At 44.0% G+C, this 19392-nt stretch carries 15 protein-coding genes; 3 read left to right on the forward strand and 12 right to left on the reverse strand.

What is annotated here, in order from left to right:
- Positions 1-526 precede the first annotated feature (526 nt).
- The 10 genes from AC1DUD_RS09680 to AC1DUD_RS09725 form a co-directional block, all read right to left on the reverse strand.
- The gene (locus AC1DUD_RS09680; RefSeq protein WP_477374033.1) at positions 527-718 is read right to left on the reverse strand and encodes a hypothetical protein; all 192 of its coding nucleotides are present in this window, start codon (positions 716-718) and stop codon (positions 527-529) included.
- A 266-nt stretch (positions 719-984) separates the two neighbouring features.
- Positions 985-3228 carry a 1,4-alpha-glucan branching protein GlgB gene (gene glgB / locus AC1DUD_RS09685; protein WP_477374035.1) on the reverse strand — a complete coding sequence of 748 codons (2244 nt, stop codon included), beginning with the start codon at positions 3226-3228 and terminating at the stop codon, positions 985-987.
- Positions 3229-3782: 554 nt separating this feature from the next.
- On the reverse strand, positions 3783-4052 hold the full coding sequence (locus tag AC1DUD_RS09690; protein ID WP_477374037.1) for a GIY-YIG nuclease family protein: 270 nt from the start codon (positions 4050-4052) through the stop codon (positions 3783-3785).
- Positions 4053-4421: 369 nt separating this feature from the next.
- Complete coding sequence (locus AC1DUD_RS09695; RefSeq protein WP_477374039.1) at positions 4422-6896, reverse strand: glycoside hydrolase family 31 protein; 2475 nt, start codon at positions 6894-6896, stop codon at positions 4422-4424.
- Between the two features lie 95 nt (positions 6897-6991).
- Complete coding sequence (locus AC1DUD_RS09700; protein ID WP_477374042.1) at positions 6992-8383, reverse strand: MFS transporter; 1392 nt, start codon at positions 8381-8383, stop codon at positions 6992-6994.
- 312 nt (positions 8384-8695) lie between these two features.
- Complete coding sequence (locus tag AC1DUD_RS09705) at positions 8696-10498, reverse strand: alpha-amylase family glycosyl hydrolase (RefSeq protein ID WP_477374044.1); 1803 nt, start codon at positions 10496-10498, stop codon at positions 8696-8698.
- Positions 10495-10866: a hypothetical protein gene (locus tag AC1DUD_RS09710; protein ID WP_477374046.1), complete on the reverse strand. Its 372-nt coding sequence runs from the start codon at positions 10864-10866 to the stop codon at positions 10495-10497. The genes AC1DUD_RS09705 and AC1DUD_RS09710 overlap by 4 nt, the downstream gene beginning before the upstream one ends.
- A 3-nt stretch (positions 10867-10869) precedes the next feature.
- Positions 10870-13179, reverse strand: coding sequence for a glycoside hydrolase family 65 protein (locus tag AC1DUD_RS09715; RefSeq protein WP_477374048.1), 2310 nt, complete (start codon positions 13177-13179; stop codon positions 10870-10872).
- A gap of 129 nt (positions 13180-13308) precedes the next feature.
- A complete protein-coding gene (pgmB, locus tag AC1DUD_RS09720; RefSeq protein WP_477374050.1) occupies positions 13309-13959 on the reverse strand; it encodes a beta-phosphoglucomutase in 651 nt (216 codons plus the stop codon).
- Between the two features lie 44 nt (positions 13960-14003).
- Positions 14004-15866 (reverse strand): glycoside hydrolase family 13 protein, encoded by a 1863-nt coding sequence (locus AC1DUD_RS09725; protein ID WP_477374053.1) that lies wholly within the window; start codon positions 15864-15866, stop codon positions 14004-14006.
- A gap of 361 nt (positions 15867-16227) precedes the next feature.
- Here AC1DUD_RS09725 and AC1DUD_RS09730 point away from each other — a divergent pair, with 361 nt between their 5' ends.
- On the forward strand, positions 16228-16587 hold the full coding sequence (locus AC1DUD_RS09730) for a hypothetical protein (RefSeq protein ID WP_112567494.1): 360 nt from the start codon (positions 16228-16230) through the stop codon (positions 16585-16587).
- A 133-nt stretch (positions 16588-16720) separates the two neighbouring features.
- Positions 16721-17251 (forward strand): ferritin, encoded by a 531-nt coding sequence (locus AC1DUD_RS09735; RefSeq protein WP_477374056.1) that lies wholly within the window; start codon positions 16721-16723, stop codon positions 17249-17251.
- 124 nt (positions 17252-17375) lie between these two features.
- On the opposite strand, the gene AC1DUD_RS09740 is transcribed toward AC1DUD_RS09735, so the two are convergent.
- Positions 17376-17636 (reverse strand): (2Fe-2S) ferredoxin domain-containing protein, encoded by a 261-nt coding sequence (locus AC1DUD_RS09740; RefSeq protein ID WP_477374058.1) that lies wholly within the window; start codon positions 17634-17636, stop codon positions 17376-17378.
- 67 nt (positions 17637-17703) lie between these two features.
- Positions 17704-18855, reverse strand: coding sequence for a DUF3095 domain-containing protein (locus AC1DUD_RS09745; RefSeq protein WP_477374060.1), 1152 nt, complete (start codon positions 18853-18855; stop codon positions 17704-17706).
- 284 nt (positions 18856-19139) lie between these two features.
- On the opposite strand from AC1DUD_RS09745, the gene AC1DUD_RS09750 reads away from it, so the two are divergent.
- Positions 19140-19367 carry a VOC family protein gene (locus AC1DUD_RS09750; RefSeq protein ID WP_477374062.1) on the forward strand — a complete coding sequence of 76 codons (228 nt, stop codon included), beginning with the start codon at positions 19140-19142 and terminating at the stop codon, positions 19365-19367.
- Positions 19368-19392 lie beyond the last annotated feature (25 nt).

A 19392-nucleotide genomic window follows, 5' to 3' on the forward strand; every position in this document is an offset into this window, starting at 1 on the left:
TTTACTGTACATTGTTTTAGGCAAAATAATGCCAAACACAAAACATATTGACATACAGCATATTAACAAACCAAACCCTTGTTACTATGTGCGTTTTCGTTACAGCTACTGTGCAGTTTTGATCGGGAGTAGGGAAGGTAGGCTACCTGTGCTTTGTTCATCTTGTCCAGGCAGTTCAGAAAGGATCAGGCACAGAGTGACGGACGGACGAAGGTTAAAAACGCGTCATTGCGAGGTACTGCCTGTCCCGAATTTGCTTCGGGAAAGCAATCGCGAACTCTACAGGGCGCATTTAAATAGCCTTTCACAAACCCGTCATTGCGAGGCACGAAGCAATCGCGAACTCTACAGGGCGACTGGCAAAGCCCCTCTGCTCATTGGGGATTGCTTCGTGCCTCGCAATGACGGGTGGAGAGGTCATGCTTTCCCGAAGCAAATTCGGGAAAGGTTGTACCTCGCAATGACGGGTGGAGAGGGTATGTTTTGTTCCTCGCGATGAGGGGAAACAACATATTATGAGGCTACCTCACATCAACTCATTATCCTTTTTAACATGATAAGCCTTGTACGACAGGTAAAACAAGGCCAAAGCGGGCAGTGCACCCAATATCACCCCTACTGTATTGGGTTTAGGGTAAGTAGTTATTATTTGCACAATAAGCAATATGCTGGCAACTATGCCGCCTATTAGATAAAGATATTTGAATTTGGGGTTCATATGCAATTACACATTTAACAACAACGTCATGATGAACTTGTTTCGGCACCTCATAAATGGGTGTCATGCTGAGCCTGTCGAAGCATGGTGGGCAGGCCTCTGCGCGCGACCCTCCGACAGGCTCAGGGTGACAGGCCCTCTTTGGTTAATGTCATTTCACATTCAGAGTTCGCCAGATTTAAACATTCAATATGACAGTCCCACTGCACTCAATTTATATCAGACTTACGAAGTTTTTAAAACTTCGTAAGTCTTGTAAAGCCAGCTTACCTTTTCAATTCATATTTAGCCGGCACATCGGGTGCCAGTTTAAATACAACAGCGGCAAGCGGCGGTATGGTAATTTTAATAGACTGACCTTTACCATGCCAGCTCACCGGATCACTGTTTACAGGCTCATAGTTGATGATACCACTGCCCCAGTATTTATTGTTATCCGAGTTGAAGATCTCTTTCCATTTACCGGCAGCAGGTACGCCTATCCTGTAATCCCTGCGGATAACCGGGGTCATGTTCAGGATGATCATCAGGTCGTTTTTACTGTCGTGCCCCATACGGCGGTATACCAGTATGGAATCATTGGCATTGCCGCCGTCTACCCATTCAAAGCCCTGGTGCGAAAACGCTTTTTCGTACAAAGCAGGTTCTTCACGGTATAAATGGTTCAGTGCTTTAACCGTTTCGCTAATGCCCTGGTGATTTGGATATTGCAGCACATGCCACTGTAACGACTGGCCAAAATTCCATTCCTCACCCTGCCCAAACTCGCCGCCCATAAACAGCAGTTTTGAGCCGGGGTGTGTAAACATATAACCGTACATCAGCCTCAGGTTGGCAAATTGCCTCCATTCATCGCCGGGCATTTTGCGCAGCATACTTCCTTTGCCGTAAACCACCTCATCGTGCGAGAAAGGCAGCATAAAGTTTTCGGTAAAGGCGTATATGGTGCTGAAAGTTACCTCATTATGGTGGTATTTACGGTGAATAGGATCTTCATGAAAGTAATCGATAGTGTCATGCATCCAGCCCATCATCCACTTCATACCAAAGCCTAAACCACCCAAATAAACCGGGCGACTAACACCCGTAAACGAGGTAGACTCTTCGGCTATAGTTTGCGTTGACGGGAAATTACTGTAAACAGCTTCGTTAAATTCTTTCAGGAAGGATATGGCTTCGAGGTTTTCGTTACCGCCATACATATTGGCTTCCCATTCGCCATGCTTGCGCGAATAATCAAGGTAAAGCATCGACGCTACCGCATCCACACGTAAACCGTCGGCATGGTACCTGTCGAGCCAGAACAGCGCATTACTGATCAGGAATGCCCTAACCTCGTTACGGCCGTAGTTAAAAATATATGATTTCCAGTCGGGGTGAAAACCTTTGCGGGCGTCGGCATGCTCGTAAAGGTGCGTACCGTCAAACTTGTAAAGTGCATGAATATCCCCCGGAAAATGCGAAGGCACCCAATCCAGTATCACGCCAATACCCGCTTTATGAAACTCTTCAATCAGGTACATGAGCTCCTGCGGCGTGCCATAACGTGATGCCGCTGCAAAATAACCGCTTACCTGGTAACCCCAGCTTGGGTAATACGGGTGCTCCATGATCGGCATAAACTCCACATGCGTAAAGCCCATTTCCTTTACATAAGGCACCATTTTTTCGGCCAGCTGTGTATAGGTCAAAAACTCGTCAGGGCTTTCCGGGCTACGGGCCCACGAACCCAGGTGAACTTCATAAACTGAGTACGGCCTGTCAAGCGCGTTATGCTCATGACGGTTCTGCATCCAGTCCTGATCTTTCCACTCGTAAAAAGTATCGGCAACTATTGAGGCGGTACGTGGAGGCAGTTCCCAGCGCAGGGCAAAAGGATCGCTTTTCTCCAGGTCTTCGCCTGTTGATGATTTGATATAGTATTTATAGGTTTCGCCAACACCAACGTTAGGTATAAACCCCTCCCAAATGCCAGACGAATCCCAGCGGGCATTTAAGCTGTGCGAACCGCGGTTCCAGCCGTTGAAATTACCTATTACTGCCACGTATTGTGCGTTGGGCGCCCAAACAGCAAAGTAAGTACCAACAACACCCTGGTATTCCACCACATGCGAGCCCAGTTTTTCGTACAGCTTATAATGCTTGCCCGATTTAAATAAACTGATATCAAAATCGGTAAGGCGGCTATATGGCTCAACGGCTTTAAGCGTTACTGGCTGTGCAGGTGCAGTTTCAACGGCCTTTTCGGCTTTTTCCGCTTTAACTGGCGCTGTTTTTTTAACAGCAGCAGGCTTTTCGGCAGCAACTGTTTTTGCTTTAGCCGGGGCAGCTTTTTTTTCGGCAGCAGGCTTTTCGGCAGCTACTGTTTTTGTTTTATCTGCTTTTTTAGGTTCCGGGGTTCCTGTTTCAGGCGTTACTTTATCGGCTTTGACCTTAGTGACGGCTTTTTTTTCCTTTACAGGCTTTGCTTCCGGTAAGGGAGTTTCGGTTTTAGTTGTTTTTTTGGCCATGATAATAGATAACCTGTTAGGGTGTTATTAGATAACCCAAATCACAGGAATGAGTTTGGTTTATATGCAAATCAAATATAACAGGATTAATATATTATGCAGGGTTTTGGAGATTTATTTTTGGGTGGGGTTGTCTGAACTCGAATTTATTGAATTAAGGGAATTTATTGAATTCACTAAGCATTCTGTCTCATTCTTTAATTCCCCCAAATTTGAGTTCAGACAAAAAAATCCTGTACATCCGAAAAATCCACCCAAATCCATGTTCAGAATATGGGCGTTCCTGCGGCCGGGCTATCCGCTCATACTACACAAGGCATTAGCCACAGGCCGGTATCCGCTACTATCCCTAACGCTGAGGATCCTGTAATCCCCTTCTCCACCACGTCATTGCGAGGCACGAAGCAATCGCGAACTATACAGAGCCGCTTAGTAAGGCTCAACGCTAATTTCTCTCTCGTCATTGCGAGGCACGAAGCAATCCCCAACATACAGAGCCGCTCTGAAAGTCAATTAATTATTCTTTTATTAAATCCTCGTACAGGTCTTTCCATTTAGGATTCAATTTGATTGATAAGATCAATTTTTATCTGTCTGCTGCTACCTTTTAGAGCCTTTTCAGCACCAATAGCCTCTTCTATATGCGAATAGAAAAAGTAATACACTAACTTATTGCAATTGTATTTTGCTGTAAAACTTTGCGGATACATTTTGTTCTTGTGCTCCTCAATTCTTCCGGTAATATCTGATGTTACCCCTGTGTATAATACTGAATGTGTTTTATTTGTGACTATGTAAATACATCCACCGCGTTGCATAACCATGGTATAAATATATTTCTTTAATTTTCTAATGTTCTGTTAGCTTAAAAAAAAGTATAGTTTCTCTACTTATTGGGGATTGCTTCGTACCTCGCAGCAATGACGCTTGGAGAGGGATGCGGCATCTATTCTGACTGTCCGCCCAATGTCCAAAAGTATTTGACACAGGTATACGGACGGACGGAAACATTCACCAGCCCGCCATTGAGGAGTGAGGATTTCAATAACAAAAAACGTCATTGCTTTTAGGAATGAAGCGACCCGTTACTTAGCAGGTTTTACCTGTATAGTCGGGGATTGCTTCGTACCTCGCAATGACGGGAGTAGAGAAACCATTCCAAACAAAAAACCCCGGCGGACCGGGGTTTTCAATTATTTACTTATCTCAATATGCTTAAAGTTTTTGCTAAACTTAAACTCTACTGTTTTGTCATCGTTGATCTGGAACTCTTTTACACTCTTACCATCTACTGTTATTTTTGATGGTGCAAATGGTAAACCTATCAGGTTAAAATGATAGCCGTCATAACGTGGGGTGTATAAACCTTCCAGGCTTTGATCAATAGTTACAGATTTTGTGCTGCCGTTTACTACAAACTTTTTCTCCAGGTAAATATCCTGCTCGTAGGCAAAAGTTTCGCCGTAATCTTCAAACAGGAAGGAATTTACTTCGTAATCTGTGTAATAAATATTCAGTTTTACCTCTTCTATTTCCTTTTGACCAACGTATTGCATAACCGGGTATTCAGGTATCACCGACCCTGCTTTTATAAATACAGGCATGGTTTCAAGCGGGGTATCAACTGATACTTCCTGCCCACCGTCAACAACCTCATAAGTCCAGAAGTTGTACCATTTACCTTTTGGCAGGTATACGTTACGTTTTTTCTGACCTGGTTCCATTACCGGGCAAACCAATATCTTATCGCCATAGGTAAACTCATCCTGGCGGAAATGGTTGAGCTGCGTATCCTGCTCGTGCATCACTATCGGCCTCAAAATAGGGAAACCGTAGCGGTGATGCTCCCAAAAAGTTGAGTACAGGTAAGGAATCAAACGGTAACGAAGCTCTATGAATTTACGGTTGATAGCGGTAAATGGTTCGCCGAAGCTCCATGGTTCACGCTCTTTGGTATCACCTGCCGAGTGTGCACGCATAAACGGCGAGAAAGTACCCATCTGGATCCAGCGGGTAAACAGTTCGCCATCAGGCTCACCGCTGAAACCACCAATATCAGTACCGCAAAATGGGATCCCGGAGATTGATAAACGCTGGCATTGGATATTCCCCAGTTTCAGGTGTTCCCATGAAGCCACGTTATCGCCAGTCCACACTGATGAAAAACGTTGTACGCCAGAGTAACCTGCCCTTGTAATAGTAAAAGGGCGTTTATTTTTCATGATCTTGCGCAAACCTTCGTAGGTTGAGCGTACCATTTGCATTCCGTAAATATTATGTGCCTTACGGTGCGATCCGCGGTAACCATCATACTGGTGGCGTACATCATCGGGGAAAGTACCTGCACCAAATACAGCAGGCTCGTTCATATCGTTCCACACACCGGCAACGCCCATTTGTACCAGTTCGTCAAACAAACCTCCCCACCACTCACGTACTTCGGGATTGGTAAAATCGGGGAACTGGCAACGGCCCGGCCATACGTGGCCTTCCATAAAGTAATCGTCGCTGCGGCGGCAGAAGTATTTTTTCTCCTTACCTTCCTTAAACACCGAATAGTTATCATCCACACGGATTCCCGGGTCGATAATTACAACCGTTTTAAAACCATCAGCAGCAAGCTCGCTGATCATCTTTTTAGGATCGGGGAAATACTTACGGTTCCAGGTGAAGCAGCGGTAGCCATCCATGTAATCGATATCGAGATAGATACCATCGCACGGGATCTGGTTTTCGCGGAAACCTTTGGCAATCTTTCTAACCTTAGCTTCCGGGTAATAGCTCCAGCGGCATTGGTGGTAACCCAGCGCCCAAAGTGGCGGCATGGGGTGTGTACCGGTTAGGGTATGGTAGCTTTTTACCACGTCCATCATGTGAGGCCCGTGGATATAGTAGTATTGCAGTTCGCCGCCATCAGCCCAGAAACTTGTTTTAGTTCTGTCTTCGGCGCCAAAATCAAACTGAGCTTTAAATGTATTATCAAAGAAAATACCGTGTGCTATGCCCTCATTTACGCTGATGTAAAAAGGGATGCTTCGGTAAAGCGGATCCTGGTTCCACTGAAAGGAATAGGCATCAGTGTTCCAGTTTTTAAGCCTTTTACCACGCAGGTTAAACTCGGTAGGTTTATCGCCTAAGCCAAAAAAGCTTTCGTCGGGTGCACAGGTTTTGGTGCAAAATACGTAGTAACCACCTGCCTGTACGTTCTCTTCCCAGTGCATCGGTACGGCATCCATGCTGGTTACATGGTTGCTGCTATCCGAAAAAGAGATAAAGAAATCCTTTTTGCGGATATGGCAATTCACTTTATAGGTTGATACGCGAAACTCGTTCTCATCTTCATGCAGGGTAAAACCGGCAGCCTTAGTTGGCAGCTTGGGTACACCGTATGAAAAATCTTCCAGGAAAACGCTGTGCGGAGCCAGCCTTACCCGGATAATCTCGTCGGTAACAACTATAACTTCAACTTTGGCATCGCCATCGGTAAAGTAGAACTTATTCCCCAACTGATCGGCATGGTTTGGGACACCGAGATATTTTTTTACAACCGGCTTAATACCATCGGCAGGGTTATTAAGGTGGTGAAACTCCTCTTCTTCTTCAAGTAAGTTTTCTACTTCAATTAACTTACTGGTTATCAGCTCTGGATTTGGGGTATTACTTTCCATTAAAACAAATTAGTTGGTTCTGCAAATATGTATAAAGTGTCCTTACTACGCAATATACAACAAATGGTTTAACCAAAAATCATTAACCGTGCCAATTACCCAACTTTTATTCCATTTGCAGCCTCAATAATTTGAATTTTCTTACCATCCTGAACAAAAAGAACAGCTATCGCTGCCAAAAACATAAAAACTCCCGCCATTACCAACGCATATATGGCGTGCCCGCTGTAAGCATATTTCACTATTGGCCCGCCAATAATGCCATTTACAATTTGAGGGAAAGTGATAAAGAAATTGAAAATGCCCATATACACGCCGATCTTTTTAGCTGGTATTGAGCTTGATAGGATTGCATATGGCATTGCAAGGATACTGCCCCAGGCCAAACCGATGCCCACCATTGATAATATCAGCAAATGCGGATCGGAGATAAAAAATACCGAGATCAGCCCAAAACCACCCATAGTTAGTGAAAACGCGTGTGCTTTTTTACGGCTCAGTTTTTTAACTATGCGCGGCAATAATAGTGCATACACTGCCGATACTAAATTATATACACCAAACAGTACATTTACCCAGTTAGCGGCATCATTATAAGCGGACGACGAGGTATCACCCGCCGGGATGTGATAAACATGGTCAACAACTGCCGGGGTGGTAAATACCCACATAGAGAAAAGCGCGAACCAGGAGAAAAACTGGACCAAACCTAACTGCTTCATGGTTTTAGGCATATTGGCCAGATCGGAGAAAATCTCCAGCAAGCCCCCCTGATGACCCGATTCCGTTTCGTCTTTTTCATGAAAGGTTGCGTAAACTTCGGGCGGATATTCTTTAGTGCGGATCACCGTCCATAAAATAGCACCTATCAATACTGCTGCACCGATATAAAAAGAATAAAGCACATTATCGGGCACAATGCCCTGATTGGCTGTTTTCCCCACACCAAACCACTCAGCAAAAACATAAGGTAACCAAGAGCCAATTACCGCGCCTACCCCAATTAAACAGGTTTGCATGGAGAAGCCCGTGGTGTGCTGACTATCGGGCAGATTATCGGCTACCAATGCCCTGAAAGGTTCCATCGCTACGTTGAACGATGCATCCATGATCATGAGCATGCCCGCTCCTACCACTATAGGCGGGATCAGCGCTGCCAGCATGGATGAGTTAGGCATAAAGAATAACGCCACTCCCGACAGGATTGCCCCCGTTAAAAAGTAAGGACGGCGGCGACCGAGGCGGTTCCAGGTCCGGTCGCTGTAATGACCAATAATAGGCTGAACAATCATGCCTGTAATTGGTGCAGCCAACCAAAACCACGACAAATGCTCCACATCGGCACCAAAGGTTTGCAATATGCGACTGGCATTACCTGTTTGCAGGGCAAAGCCAAACTGGATGCCCAAAAAGCCGAAGCTCATGTTAAAGATCTGCCAAAAACTTAATCGTGGCTTTTGCGCGATGGTTGGTTTATTTTTGCTCATTGGTTCATTGGTTCAATAGTTCATTGGTGGCAGCTCGTCTATCATCCACCATGTCATTGCTTGGTAGCCTGCAATGATGGCCTTGGCAAGCAGGTATTCATTATGCGTCCGCAGCCGTTCGAAAGTATAGTAACACAGTGTTACGGACGGACGACAATTATCAACCACCCGTCATTGCGAGGTACGAAGCAATCCCAAACTTTACAGGACGAACCTGCATAGCTGCTCTGTACATCGGGGATTGCTTCGTACCTCGCAATGACGGCGTGGAGATTTATATTCTGTCAATTCTTTAATTCTGTAAATTCTGATCTAAAACTCCAGCAACATACCGCTCATAGCTGGCAAGCTTACTTCAACACCGTTTTTAATATCATCGGTATTGAATTTAGCTCTGCTTAGCAGGTCGGTAAATTGTTTATGGCCGCTTTGGTTTAATTTTGCTAACAGGTCTTCAGGAAGCTTTACAGTTAATCTGCGTTCGCCCCGGTTAAAATTGGTTATTACTAATATACGCTGATTGTTGGTATACCGAAGATAAATGTACTGGCGGGTATCAAAACCCGGCTGGTGTTCATTAGCAATCATCAGCTCGTAAAAGCTGCCTGCCTTTAATGCTTCGCTTTTATGCACAGCCGTAAGCAGGTTGTGATAAAAGCCGCGTAATTTCTGCTGATCGGCAGATAGCTTTGCACCATCGTATTCATGATTGTTAACCCATTTTTGATGCTCAGGCACACCCCAGTAATCAAATATAGAGGTACGACCATCATTCCCGCTAAAACCTTCGGTACCCTGAGCCGGCTCCCCTACTTCCTGACCGAAGTAAACCATTACCGGGCCGGTGTTCAGCGTAGCAGTAACAATCATACCCGGAACAGCCAGCCATGGGTTGCCTGCAAAATCATTACAGGCGATGCGCTGCTCATCATGGTTTTCCATAAAGCGGAGCATGTGCTCGTCAATACCTTTGCTGTCGTGATTCCAAACCGCGTTGATCTCCCAGGTAGATGAGTTGTGCTCATCACGGGTTAGCCGCTTGATAGCATCATACAGGCCTACTTTATCGTACAGGTAATCAAACTTTCCTTTATAAATATAATCAGCGTATTTGCCTTTGTCATAAGCTTCACCAATGAATACCAAGCCGGGGTGCTCTGCTTTTAGTTTAGGGATCACCCAAGCCCAAAATTCAATGGGTACCATCTCCACCATATCACAGCGGAAACCATCAACTCCCTTTTCGCTCCAGTAATGCAGGATATCGTAAACCTTGTTCCACAGCGGTGGGATCGGGTCGAAATGACCTCGACGATGATCCATATAATCAACACCGTAGTTCAGCTTCATGGTCTCGAACCAATCATTAATCGACGGCGCAGCACTGAACACATCATTACCGGTGGCCTTGGCAGGATTTTCATCAAATTTCCCATCCTTCAGCGGGCTTTTAAACTCATCCCCTCCCGGGTTGTATCCCGCCGGTACCACAAAGGGCTGACCGGGCATATAGTAAAAATCATTAGTAGCACTGAAAGCTTTGCCTTTATCATCATCCTCACCAAAATCACGTACACCGGCAGGTTTAACATCCGAACCATAAGTACGGGCAACATGGTTAGGCACCAGGTCCATCAATACTTTTAAGCCGTTGTTGTGGGTACGTTTGATGAGGGCTTCATACTCGCCGATACGGTTTTTAACATCAACAGCCAGGTCGGGATCGATATCGTAATAATCCTTAATAGCATAAGGAGATCCTGCCCTGCCCTTCACTATATCCGGATCATCAGCTTTAATACCAAATTGCGAATAATCGGTCATGGTGGCGTGCTCAATTACACCGGTATACCAAACGTAAGTAAAACCCATCTTTTTGATTTCCTGCAGGGCTTTATCGTTGATATCGTTAAGCTTGCCAACGCCGTTTTCTTCAATGGATCCATTGGTTTTATTAAGCGTTTGGGTATTGCCAAACAAGCGGGGCAGTAACTGGTATATGATGAGCTTATGATTAGTGGTTTGTTCCATGCGTTTTTTTGTATGATGTTTTTGCGCGTAACTTGTATTAAATAGCAATACCGCAATTGCAAAATATAATGTTTTTAGTTTCATAAAGCCACTTTTTGTAAACGTATACTATGCGCCCAGGCCCCGCCAACACTAAGCAAAACTAAAACAGCAGGTATTTCTATTGTCATGTTAACGGTATTATCTATGCGGATAAAAAGTGGCGTAAACAAAATTAACGGCATCCATAACCATGGTATCAGCATAACAACATGCGTGTTATACAAGCGCTTACGTTCAAGTAAATATATTGCCAGGTAACCTAATGCAACCAATATGGCAACCCATAGGCTAAGTATTAACCAAATGCTAATTAATGATAATAGGGGCGTTTGAAGCAGGCTTATCATTAAAAACAAGCTGCCGGTAATAAATCCGGTGCCTATTATTATTCCGCATATTACCCATTTCATGTGTTATGCTTCAACTAATAATTCATCATTGGCCTTCACCAATTGCTCCTTACCATAAATCAGTACAGTAGTTTCCACATCCGATGCGTTTTTAATCTGCACCCCTTCCTTGCTCACTTTTATATTCAGCAATGCGCCACGGAAACCGATATGAAATGAAAACGACGACCACTTTTCGGGAATGAAAGGCTGGAATACCAGTTTACCATCCCTCACGCGCATACCGCCGAAACCTTCAACAACAGCCATCCAGGTACCCGCCATTGAAGTGATATGACAGCCATCTTCGGTATCATTGTTATAGTCATCCAGATCCAAACGGGCAGTACGCAGGTAAAACTCATAAGCGCGGGCCTCATCTCCCAGTTTAGCAGCCAAAATAGCGTGCACACACGGTGACAATGATGATTCATGCACGGTACGCGGCTCGTAAAAATCAAAATTGCGGCGAATGGTATCTATATCATACTGGTCTTCAAAAAAGTAGATCCCTTGTAGCACATCGGCCTGTTTAATATAGCAGGAGCGCAGGATCCTGTCCCAGCTCCATTTTTGGTTGATAGGGCGTTCGGAAGCCGGCAGGTCTTTTACCAGGATCTGTTCTTTATCCAGATACCCATCCTGCTGCAAAAAGATCTGACGCTTTTCATCATAAGGATAATACATCTTATCTACAATATGACTAAACCTGCTGAACTCCAATGCCTCATCCAAGCTGATCTTGCTTACCAAGGCAGCGTATTTTGCCGGTTCTTCAGCTTTTACTTTAGCAGCAACATCCATGGTATATTGCATACACCGTGTAGCCAGAGTACTGGTATACCAATTATTGTTTACGTTGTTCTCGTATTCATTTGGCCCGGTTACACCAAGCATTACGTACTGCTCCTTATCTTCAGACCAGGTAACCCTTTGCGACCAAAACCTCGCTATGCCCAACAGCACTTCCAAACCATAATCGCCTAAATAAGCCTCATCGCCGGTGTAACGTACGTAGTTGTAAATAGCAAATGCTATAGCTCCATTACGGTGAATCTCCTCAAAGGTGATCTCCCACTCATTATGGCATTCGGTACCATCCATGGTAACCATAGGATATAAGGCAGCACCATTTTTAAAGCCTAATAATTGCGCGTTTTCAATGGCTTTACCCAATTGTTTGTAGCGATACAGCAGCAAATTGCGGGTAACCTTTTGTGGCGCTGTCGACAGGTAAAAAGGCACACAATAAGCCTCAGTATCCCAATAGGTTGAGCCTCCATATTTTTCGCCGGTAAAGCCTTTAGGGCCGATGTTTAAGCGGTCATCCTCTCCTGTATAAGTTTGGTTAAGCTGGTAAATATTAAAGCGAATGGCCTGTTGTGCCGATACATCACCATCAATAATGATATCGTTATGTTTCCATTTTTCGGCCCAGGCAGCAGCTTGTTCGGCCAGCATGGTGTCAAAACCTTTTGCGCTGATGCGATGTAAAGTGGCATTTAATTGATCAACCAGTTCTTCGGGTTGATAATTTTGGGATGAAAGATTAGCCGCGTATTTGATTACCGTAATGCTTTCACCCTGCTTAGCCTGCAGATCAATTTTAGCAGCTACATATTTTTCCTTTTCGATAGCTTGGGTAGCAGGTTCAATAGTTTCGCCATTTTGAAGGATACTGAACTTCATCCCCGTAGCCACCTCGAAGCCTGTTTTTTTGGTACGCATTACGATGTAACCACCATCGGGCTGGTTAGCTTTGCTTACCTCGTCCCAAAACTTTTCATCATAGTTGGAGTCTTTGTTCACCACATCGCCATCAATTGAAGGCGCTAAAGTGATGGCCCCACTAAAGTTTAACGGCGTAAGCGTGTATTTGATAGCACCCGTTTCATCATCGGCCATACTGCAAAAGCGGATAGCCTCTACCTTAAGTTCTTTGCCCGATGCCGTTTTAGCATGAAAATCGCGCTTCAGGTAACCTTCCTTCATATTTAACTCGCGACGGAAACTGAATACCTCGCATTTGGCAAGATCGAGCTGTTCGCCGTCTAACACCACATCAATACCTACCCAGTTGGCAGCGTTAAGTACTTTGGCAAAATATTCTGGATAACCGTTTTTCCACCAGCCTACACGGGTTTTATCGGGATAATAAACCCCGGCTACGTAGTTACCTTGCAGGGTATCCCCACTGTAAGCTTCTTCAAAATTGGCACGCTGCCCCATGCGGCCGTTACCCAAACTGAATATACTTTCAGAGATCTTGTTATAATGAGCGTCGAAGCCTTCTTCAATTATCTTCCACTCATCAGCTTTTATGTAGTTTTTCATCAAATCGTTTTATTTAATACCCAACATGTCATTGCGAGCGCAGCGTGGCAACCGCATGCTATACAGAGCGGCTCTGTACAGCATGCGGTTGCTTCGTCGTTCCTCCTCGCAATGACATATCTTTTTTCATTACAACTTATACAATTTATCCAGGGTCATTTCATCCAACCCTTTAATAACCAGGTTTGCTCCTGTAAGCACATCGGGCGAGCCGATGCCTACTACCTTCATATCTCCGGCAACGGCGGCTTCAACCCCGGCAATGGCATCCTCAAATACCACACACTCTTCGGGCAATACACCCAGGGCCTGCGCACCTGCCAAAAACACTTCAGGATCGGGTTTGGCTTTGCTTACTTTATTACCATCAATCACGGCATCAAACATATCGGTGATGCCAATTTTTTCCAATATGGTCATGGAGTTTTTACTGGCCGAACCGAGTGCCGTTTTAAGGCCTACCGCACGACAGGTTTTTAAAAACTCTTTAGCACCGGGCAGGATCTCTTCAGGCTTCATCTGGTTTACCATTTCCATATACCAGGTGTTTTTTTGAGTAGCCAGCTGTTCCTGTTCAGCTTCGGTTTTGGTAACACCGCCCCAGCCTAATATTAACTGCAACGAACGCACACGGCTTACGCCCTTCAGTTGTTCGTTCTGGTGCTCGGTAAAATCAAAACCAAGCGAGTTAGCCAGCCTTTTCCAGGCCTTATAATGATAAACGGCGGTATCAACAATCACACCGTCGAGGTCAAAAATGCATGCTTTTATTGTATTCATTTTCTTGGGTAAAACACAGGGAATTAGTCCCCTAAGATATTATTTTAATGGGTAACGCCGGGGATTAATTCCAACACTAAAGTTGTCTTGCCGGGTATGGTAACTTTATCCAGACCAAACACTTCATCAGTTAGCACATTCTTAGCTTTTTTGGCATCACCAATGCGTTCAAAATACCTTGCGGTAGCAGTTTCCTGCTCTTTATCGCTGCTGTTGAATATCATCATTACCGTTTTTTGAGCATCATACCTGAAATAAACATAAATGCCTTTTTCGGGTACAAACTGCATTAGTTTACCGGTTTGCAGCGCCGTGGTAACTTTACGATAGTTAGCCAGCTTGCTTACATAGTTATAAGCATCGTTCTCTTTTTTGCTGCGGCCTTCGGCTGTAAACTTGTTATCCTTATCACCAGCCCAGCCACCAGGGAAATCCTCACGCACCAAACCGTCGGGATTGGAGTAGTTTTTCATCAGGATCTCATCGCCATAATACATCTGAGGTACGCCCCTCATGGTAAGCAACATAGCCATGGCCGATTTGTATTTGGTAACATCTTCACCTACCATGGAGAGCAAACGGCTCATATCATGGTTATCCATAAATATCGTATTGCGGGTAGCATCCTGGTATAAAAAGTCCTGAGCTACCACGGAGTATAGGCGACCAACGCCGTCTGTCCAGCCGTCATTACCGTTAATGGCTTCGTAAATAGCATCTTTTAAAACGGCATCGGTTACGCCGGGTAGTTGGGTATCAAAGCCCCGGTTAACAGTATTACCCTGTGTAAAAAATGCCTGGTTAGCTGCCGACCATACCAGCGTTTCTCCAAATATGGAAAGCTTCGGAAACTCGGCTTTAACATCTTTTGCCCATTTGGCCATATAAACAGGTTCGTTATAAGGATAGGTATCCAACCTGAAACCGTCAATCCCGGCATACTCTACCCACCAGATGTGGTTTTGGGTAAGATAGTTTTGTACATAAACATTGCTCTGGTTCAGATCAGCCATACGGTGGTCAAACCAGCCGTCCAGCATCAGCTTGCGATCCATTGGCGAAGCATGCGGATCCATCACTGCCGCATCCCTGAAGTTTGATTTAGTGTACGTAGGCCACTGGTGTACCCAGCTTTTCATCGGCATGTCCTGTATCAGATAGCCTTCGGTACCTGCGTGATTGTGTACCAGGTCTTTGATCACTTTTAACCCCAGGCTATGGCATTTTTCAACAAACTTTTTATAAAGGTCATTAGTGCCGTAACGGGGATCAATCTTATAATAATCGGTAACAGCATAACCATGATATGACGCGTGAGGCTCGTCGTTCTCAATTTCGGGTGTAAGCCAGATCGCGGTTACCCCTAAATTTTTCAGGTAATCGAGGTGGTTCATGATGCCCTGCAAGTCGCCACCATGGCGGCTGAACATCGAATCGCGGTGGATGCCACGTTCGCGCAGGTTATCAAATGAATCGTTAGCAGCATCGCCGTTGCTAAAGCGGTCGGGCATAATGAGATAGATCAGGTCTTTACTGGTAACCCCTTGTACCCTGCCTGCTGATCTGTCGCGTTTGTTAAGTGTATAACTATAAGTAAGGTCCTTTTCACCGGTCTTTTTAAATTTTATCGGGAACGTTCCCGGAATAGCCGATGAAAAAACTTGTAGGTCGATGAATAAATAATTAGGATTTTCGACTTTATGCACTGCTTTTAGCTTTACTCCGGGATAAGTAAGCACTACATTACGGGTAGCAATATTGTTGCCATGCACCACCAGCTGCAGGTTGGGATTGATCATGCCAACCCACCATGACATAGGTTCAACACGCTCAAGTGCAGGAATTTGCGCCTTTGCGCCAAATGCAAGCAGCATATAGCACATGACGGATAGTAAGGTTTTTCTCATATAAAAAATGATAAAAGGATAATTGGTTGATTAAAGGGCTGGCCTGTAATCGCGTTCCAAATTTATAATAAAATTAATTGCTTGTATGGAAAAAAAATAATTCACACTAATTTGTTTCGAATTAGGGCGAATTACACGAATTACTTATATGCTATGATTTGTGTAATTCGTGTAATTGCTCGCAAAGCGCTAAGCATTCGTGTTAAAAATTTCTAAACTCGAATTAATCCAATCAGCTTATACAGCGCAATTCGTGTAATTCGAATAAATTGTGGGTGGCATGCTAATCATTCGTGTTGAAAATTATTTTCTATCTTTATTTGGATTGATTACAAATAATACCAATATTTGTAACCGTTATATGATTGCGACCACCGAACTAACTTTATGGACAGACGTTTTCAGCACCAAAACAGGTGCAGTTTACCAGTGCGATGCGGAGCGTTGCTGGTATGTTGATTTCGCCGGTAAAGTAGCGAGGTTTGACCATCGTAATTTCCTAAAGTTACGCAAGGCAGTTTATGCTATCGACATTGAAGAAAAGCTGCTTAATACTACTACTGATCCCGATGTAGAGATCATTTTCATCTGCGCCTGCGATCATTGCTATGTACTTTCACTGGCCCAGATCATCAACCTGAAAGAGCTTTTGGAAGGCACTTTTGTTATGCTGGAACTCAACCACATCATCCACGACCGTCTGTTCAGTAACTCACTGTAATTTAGACCAATTCTCAATATAATTTAGATTAATTTCATATTGATTTTAAATTAAACTAATATGCTTTAACAGCATTATTATTGCATTATAATTTCATGCAATAAGGCATATAACGTTTAAATTTAGATAGATCATGAAAGACCTACTCCGCATAAAAAGCCTGATATCATCAGATATCGAAGCGCTTTTAAACCAGCAAGTTAAGAAAGAAGCATTTTCTTCATCAGTATATTTAGCCATGGCTTCATGGTGCAACCGCAATGGTTATGATTTTTCATCTGAGTATTTTTTTAAACAAGCAGACGAAGAACGTCATCACCAATTGAAATTTTATAAATACATCCTTGATATGGGTGGTAGCGCAGTATCTCCGGAAGTTACCGGCATTAAACAAGAATATAATTCATTCCGTGAAGTATTTGAAGAGGCCCTTGACCAGGAGATCAGCGTAACCAACTCTATCAAAAACATTTATGCACGCTGCATGAAAGAGCAGGACTTTATTACTATGGAGTTCCTGAACTGGTTCCTGAAAGAACAACGTGAAGAAGAATACAAAGCGCGTCGTGCACTGGAACTATTCGAAGTTATCGGCGAAGAAGGTACCGGCAGGTGGCAAATTGACAAACATGTTGGTCAGATAAAATATGACAGTGAGGCGTAAAACCTCACCCTGCCCTCTCCTTTGGAGAAGATTATAATAAGAAAGTCCCTTTCCTATGGCAAAGGGACTTTTTTTATGCATTTGCTTTTAAAAGCCCTCTCCTTTGGAGAGGGTTTGGGAGAGGTTACTTGATCAAATCCATCAGCTTCAAAACATCCTTAGCGTGATATTCCTTTAACCAGGTATTGCCGGGCTGGATACTGCATATCGGGGCATACTTGCACCTATCGGTACATTCAGTTTCAATTACCTCAATTTCTTCGGGACCGTTATAGTGCTTAATATAGGCTTTGGCCAGTTTGTACATATCCTTGCCGCCACGTTTTCCGCATTTGCTGCCTACACATACGTACAGCACCTTATCAGGTATGGTGAATTTGCTCATGGGATTTAGTTTTACAGTCTGTAAAGTTAAGGATATGTTATGTGATATTTAAGTAATTACATTATAACTATCCCGCCAGCTTCTTCTTAATAAAGCTTGCCGCTTTGGTATATCCTCCTTCCGATCCATCTACAAAATGAATATGGCCATCTTCCAGGTCGCGCACGTAGCATGACATTACCGATTCGCGGCTTACGTGAAAGCCAAAATACAACTCTCCATTATTTTCCAATTTGATTAATACTTCCTGCAGCTTTTTTCGCTGGGCCGATGTGCCAGATATTACCGTATTGATCTTTCCGTCAATAACCAAGGTATCCGACATTTCAACCAGCCTGTTCAAATAATGCTTCCCTTTTTTGGTATTGAACCAGATATAACTATAAAGCATCACCATCCAGTCTTTAAGCAATTCCATCACTTTTACATTACCAAGCTTCACCTTCAACTCGCGTCCCAACCCATCAAAAGTTGATTTAAGTTTCAATTTTGGAACAGAGATCGGCTGCCGCTTTTCAGAATCCCCATAAATTTCATCTATATAACAGATCACTTTTTTGAAAATTTCAGCCTGTTTATTTTCTTCCCGGGCCACTACCAGCAGGGATACCACCTCTTCGCTATTTTCGGGTGGAGGGATCTTGTCCCAGCGGCACTGCATCCCGGTCAGGTCGAGTTCGTCTTCCTGCGCCATATAATCGAAAGATTCTCCCTCCCGGCCTTTTATCACTTTTTCGGCATAACTTAAGCCGTTGCCCAAAACTACCGGGATGGTGAAATTGCCGGTTGTGCAGTATTTACTGATACACAGTTTATAACCTTCGTCATAAACTTGTTTAACAGGCACAATACCGGTGCGCAATTCAAGATCAAAGTTTTTGCGGGTATTGTCCTTATATAAAACCAGGGCCTTCATAACCGTGTCAACAATAGGCCCTGGCACAATAAACGTTGCTCCATCGCCCCCAAAAAAGAACGGTATCGTTATATTGTGTTTGAAAGCTATATTGAGTACGGATACAATGCTGCCTGTAGCAACGAAATTAACATTTTCGTGCTGGCCACTGCTTACGGCAAGGGTACTTCCTTTAATATCGGTAATGATGATATGCCAGTCGGCAGGTACATTGTTAAACAACTCCTCTTTAATAAAAAGCTCACCAAGCGGTATAGTGTTCACTTTCAAATCGGAGTAAAAATTTTGGTCGATGGCAGGCATTTTTGCTTAAATAAAAAACAGGCTGATTATGTTTTAAAGATCGTGTTCAATTACGAAAAACGATGCAACAGCGATGAAAAAAATATTTTTATTGTTGTGATATTTCAAAGATAAATTCGACATTCAACCGGGTTAAGCCAACCATTATAAACCACCAGGCAAATGAAAGCAATTGAAATTCTCTCCATCCCGGTAACCGATCAGCAAGCGGCCAAGACCTTTTACCTTAAATTAGGATTTGAAATTATAGTTGAGGCAACTTCGAAAAACAAACCTGGATCCAGATGGCATTTCCCGGCTCGCCGGTTTCTATCACTCTTGTAAATTGGTTTCCGGAAATGCCGGCGGGCAGTGTACGTGGCTTTGTAATTAAAACCGACGACCTTGATAAAGAAATTGAAGAACTAAAGGCCAAAGGGCTGGAAGTTGGCGATGCAGAAAAAACGCCATGGGGTAGGTTTGCCACCGTTAAAGATCCCGATGGGAACGCGCTTAGTTTGCATGGGAAATAATATCGCCACTCGTCATTGCGAGAAA

The sequence above is a fragment of the Mucilaginibacter sp. P4_A11 genome (genome assembly GCF_056402535.1).

Bases quoted from the DNA above. Each gene is read 5' to 3' on its own strand.
- AC1DUD_RS09680 (WP_477374033.1), bottom strand. From the start codon at position 718: ATGAACCCCAAATTCAAATATCTTTATCTAATAGGCGGCATAGTTGCC.
- glgB (WP_477374035.1), bottom strand. From the start codon at position 3,228: ATGGCCAAAAAAACAACTAAAACCGAAACTCCCTTACCGGAAGCAAAG.
- AC1DUD_RS09690 (WP_477374037.1), bottom strand. From the start codon at position 4,052: ATGGTTATGCAACGCGGTGGATGTATTTACATAGTCACAAATAAAACA.
- AC1DUD_RS09695 (WP_477374039.1), bottom strand. From the start codon at position 6,896: ATGGAAAGTAATACCCCAAATCCAGAGCTGATAACCAGTAAGTTAATT.
- AC1DUD_RS09700 (WP_477374042.1), bottom strand. From the start codon at position 8,383: ATGAGCAAAAATAAACCAACCATCGCGCAAAAGCCACGATTAAGTTTT.
- AC1DUD_RS09705 (WP_477374044.1), bottom strand. From the start codon at position 10,498: ATGAAACTAAAAACATTATATTTTGCAATTGCGGTATTGCTATTTAAT.
- AC1DUD_RS09710 (WP_477374046.1), bottom strand. From the start codon at position 10,866: ATGAAATGGGTAATATGCGGAATAATAATAGGCACCGGATTTATTACC.
- AC1DUD_RS09715 (WP_477374048.1), bottom strand. From the start codon at position 13,179: ATGAAAAACTACATAAAAGCTGATGAGTGGAAGATAATTGAAGAAGGC.
- pgmB (WP_477374050.1), bottom strand. From the start codon at position 13,959: ATGAATACAATAAAAGCATGCATTTTTGACCTCGACGGTGTGATTGTT.
- AC1DUD_RS09725 (WP_477374053.1), bottom strand. From the start codon at position 15,866: ATGAGAAAAACCTTACTATCCGTCATGTGCTATATGCTGCTTGCATTT.
- AC1DUD_RS09730 (WP_112567494.1), top strand. From the start codon at position 16,228: ATGATTGCGACCACCGAACTAACTTTATGGACAGACGTTTTCAGCACC.
- AC1DUD_RS09735 (WP_477374056.1), top strand. From the start codon at position 16,721: ATGAAAGACCTACTCCGCATAAAAAGCCTGATATCATCAGATATCGAA.
- AC1DUD_RS09740 (WP_477374058.1), bottom strand. From the start codon at position 17,636: ATGAGCAAATTCACCATACCTGATAAGGTGCTGTACGTATGTGTAGGC.
- AC1DUD_RS09745 (WP_477374060.1), bottom strand. From the start codon at position 18,855: ATGCCTGCCATCGACCAAAATTTTTACTCCGATTTGAAAGTGAACACT.
- AC1DUD_RS09750 (WP_477374062.1), top strand. From the start codon at position 19,140: ATGGCATTTCCCGGCTCGCCGGTTTCTATCACTCTTGTAAATTGGTTT.